This is a genomic window from Candidatus Sordicultor fermentans (genome assembly GCF_012728195.1).
Classification (GTDB): Bacteria; Atribacterota; Atribacteria; order Atribacterales; family Caldatribacteriaceae; genus Sordicultor; species Sordicultor fermentans.
The window spans coordinates 1-3476 of sequence record NZ_JAAYFP010000110.1 but is presented as its reverse complement, the minus strand read 5'-3'; the positions used below and the strand labels follow the sequence as shown (position 1 = coordinate 3476).

3 protein-coding genes are annotated in these 3476 nt (G+C 40.6%); all 3 read left to right on the top strand.

Annotated elements, in window-relative coordinates; genetic code table 11:
- On the top strand, nucleotides 1–386 hold a 386-nt coding region (locus GXZ17_RS05725), incomplete at its 5' end, for an ATP-binding cassette domain-containing protein (RefSeq protein ID WP_409376332.1).
- A 349-nt stretch (nucleotides 387–735) separates the two neighbouring features.
- A complete protein-coding gene (locus GXZ17_RS05720) occupies nucleotides 736–2067 on the top strand; it encodes a GH1 family beta-glucosidase (protein ID WP_409376331.1) in 1332 nt (443 codons plus the stop codon).
- 323 nt (nucleotides 2068–2390) lie between these two features.
- Nucleotides 2391–3452, top strand: coding sequence for a Gfo/Idh/MocA family protein (locus GXZ17_RS05715; RefSeq protein WP_409376330.1), 1062 nt, complete (start codon nucleotides 2391–2393; stop codon nucleotides 3450–3452).
- Nucleotides 3453–3476 lie beyond the last annotated feature (24 nt).

The following is a 3476-nucleotide window of genomic DNA, read 5'->3' as shown; positions in this document are numbered from 1 at the left end:
ATTTTAGACCGGATGAAGTAGCAGATAAATTTCCTTTTGAACTCAGTGGAGGACAAAGACAGAGAGTAATGATAGCCAGAGCTCATCTCATAAAGCCCGAGCTTTTGATAGCTGATGAACCCACTTCTATGATAGATGCTAACTTGAGGTCAGGGATACTGGAGTTATTGTTGGACTTAAGAGATACGGAAGGTACGACAATAATGTTTGTTACTCATGATTTAGGTCTGGCGTACTATGTGAGCGAAAGATTATTGATTATGCATGAAGGAAAAATTGTAGAAGAAGGAGAGGCTGATAAAATAATATCTGAACCTGATCATCCCTATACGAAGCAGCTAATAGCTGACGTTCCTAAATTATCCGAGGAGTGGCTATTAGAATAAGGCGCAGTATATGAGGGAGGAAAGAATGCAGTTACTTCACTTTTGTTCTGATTGTTTCTTGTATTTTTATAATGTAACTGTAAGGATTACATATCCCTTTCTGTGGCAATCCCGGGGGTTCATTGCAAGTCAATCTGCTTGTTTGTGTGGTAATCTATCTTTTAAAATTTATTCAGACTTGTCAAAGGAGAGATTACCGCGTGGCTACGCTTTTTGTAACAACTAAAAAAGAGCTTCTCTCAAAGACAGGAAAAAAGCTTTTGCAAAGACATAAGAGGGATTGAAAAAATAGATTTCATAAGGTCAAGGGTAGGATTTTATTGATTATATAAAAAGGGAGGAATATTCAGTGGCAAAATCATTTCCAGAAGGATTTATATGGGGGGCGGCAACAGCATCATACCAGATCGAGGGATCACCCCTTGCTGATGGTGCAGGGCCATCAATATGGCACAGGTTTTCTCACACCCCCGGCAATATTTTAAACGGAGATACTGGAGATATAGCTGATGACCATTACCGTAGATATCGGGAAGATGTAGCTATAATGAAAGAACTGGGCTTGAAAGGATACCGGTTTTCTATAGCCTGGCCGAGGATTTTTCCTTATGGCAAAGGGAAAATAAATGAAAAGGGGGTGGATTTTTATAGCAGGTTAGTAGACGAACTATTGAATGCTGGCATAACTCCATTTGTTACCCTATACCACTGGGATTTACCTGCAGCTCTCCAGGATTTGGGGGGATGGGCTAATAGAGATATAGCTTGCTGGTATGCAGATTACGCTGATTTTATGTTCCAGAGGTTAGGAGATAGAGTAAAAAACTGGATAACGTTAAATGAGCCCTGGGTAGCCGCTTTTGTGGGTTACTATGAGGGAAGGCATGCTCCGGGTATGAAAGATTTATATGCAGCGTTTTTAGCTACCCATAATCAACTAAGAGCTCACTCTAAAGCAGTTAGAGCATTTAGAGAAGAAACGAGAGGAGGGAAAATTGGCATAACGCTATCTAATAGTTCTCATGACCCGGCCAGTGACTCACAAGAGGATAAGGAAGCTGCCCAATTTTCTCATGAGTGGACCAACTATCCGCTATTTTTACACCCCATATATAAGGGAGATTATCCAGAAAAGATCCGGGAAGTGGCGAAAGAATTTTTACCCTCCCATTACGAAAAAGATATGACAGAAATAAAAGAACCCATAGATTTTGTGGGGATAAATTATTATTCTGGTGACTTAATCCAGGCAGATCCTCAATCTCCACTGGGAGGAAAAGCGGTAGAAAGAGGACTACCTAAAACAGAAATGGGTTGGGAGATATATCCAGAGGGTTTTTATAAGATATTAAAAGGAGTTCAAAGTGAATACGACCCTGCAGAAGTTTTTGTGACAGAAAATGGAGCAGCATTTGAAGACAAAATAGAAAACGGAAAAGTGCATGATGAAAGAAGAATCAACTATTTAAAAGAGCATTTTAGTCAGGCTTTGAGAGCAATAGAAGACGGGGTTAGATTAAAAGGATACTTCGTGTGGTCGCTACTGGATAACTTTGAGTGGGCTTTGGGATACTCGAAGAGGTTTGGAATAGTATACGTGGATTATGAGACTCAAAAAAGGATAATAAAAGACAGCGGTTATTGGTATTCTGAGGTAATAAAAAGTAATTCTATCGAGTAAAGTTATCCTCATCTTGTCTCTTCTGCGCTGCATTGCGAGGGAGAGTTACAAGATTTCTCGGGGTAAAGTCGGTTAGCTCTGTTTAAAATATAGATCTTTCAGAGGATGTCATGGTATTCCTCGCAAAAACTAAAGAAGCAAAGGAGGAGGAGCTATTTAAGGGAACTTAACTTGTACTTTGCCTTTCTCCCGGGAAGAAAAGATTTATATGGAAATCAGGAAGGAGAATCAAAGAGGCTTTACCGGCCTGCCTTTATAGAGGAGGATATAGTTTGTCTTGAGCTTTTGAACAACAAAACAGAAACGAGCAAGGAGGAGAAACAATGGCTAAAATCAAAGTAGGAGTGATTGGAGCAGGTAATATTGGTGTGGTTCATGCTCTTGCCTATAGAGATGTTCCTGAGGCAGAGCTATGGGCTATTGCTGATACCAATTCTGAGCGCCTTTTTGAGGCACAAAAGAGATTAGAAATTCCCAAAGCTTATACTAACTATGAAGACCTTTTAGAAGATCCAGAGATTGAGGCGGTGAGTATATGTTTACCTAATTTTCTCCACCATCGAGCTGCTTGTGCTGCCTTAGAAAGTGGGAAACATGTGCTTTTGGAAAAACCTATGGCTATGAATGCTAAAGAAGCTTATGAGATTGTTGATTGTGCAAAGAAAAACGGCAAAATTCTCATGATTGGTTTTTCCTACAGATTTCGGCCGGAAGTTATAACCCTTAAGTCCTGGGTAGAGGAAGGTCTTCTGGGAGAAGTATATCATGCTCAGTCTGTTATTTTGAGGAGACGGGGTATCCCGGCTATGGGGAGCTGGTTTACTACTAAAGCCAAATCTGGTGGTGGAGCACTGATTGATATAGGAGTTCATTATTTAGACCTGGGGATGTGGCTTATGGGATATCCTGAACCGGTGAGCGTGAGCGGTTTTACTTTTGATAAAATTGCCACTCGCAAGCCTTATATTTATGTGGATATGTGGGGAGAACCTGTGCCTGGTGGGCCTTTTGATGTAGATGAGTATGCTATTAGCCTTGTCCGATTCAAAAATGGGGCTGCTCTGTGGATGGAAAGCAGCTGGGCACTTAACGCTCAGGATGATGATAGGGTTCAGGTTTTTGGGGATAAAGCGGGAGCAAAGATTACCTCACGAGAGGGACTTACTCTCTTTGGAGAATTTGGAGGTAAAATTGCTGATATAAAACCCCAGATTAAACCTCAGTCTCCAGGTGGTATTTATAGAGAAGAAGTTCTTCACTTTTTAGAGTGCATAAGAGAAGGTAAAGAGCCCATGGCTTCTGGTGAACATGGGCTTATTGTTCAAAAGGTAATCGACGCTATTTATGAGTCTGGAAAGCAGCAAGAAGAAATAAAAATAAACTAAAAATCGGAAAGGAGTTTGAGAGAT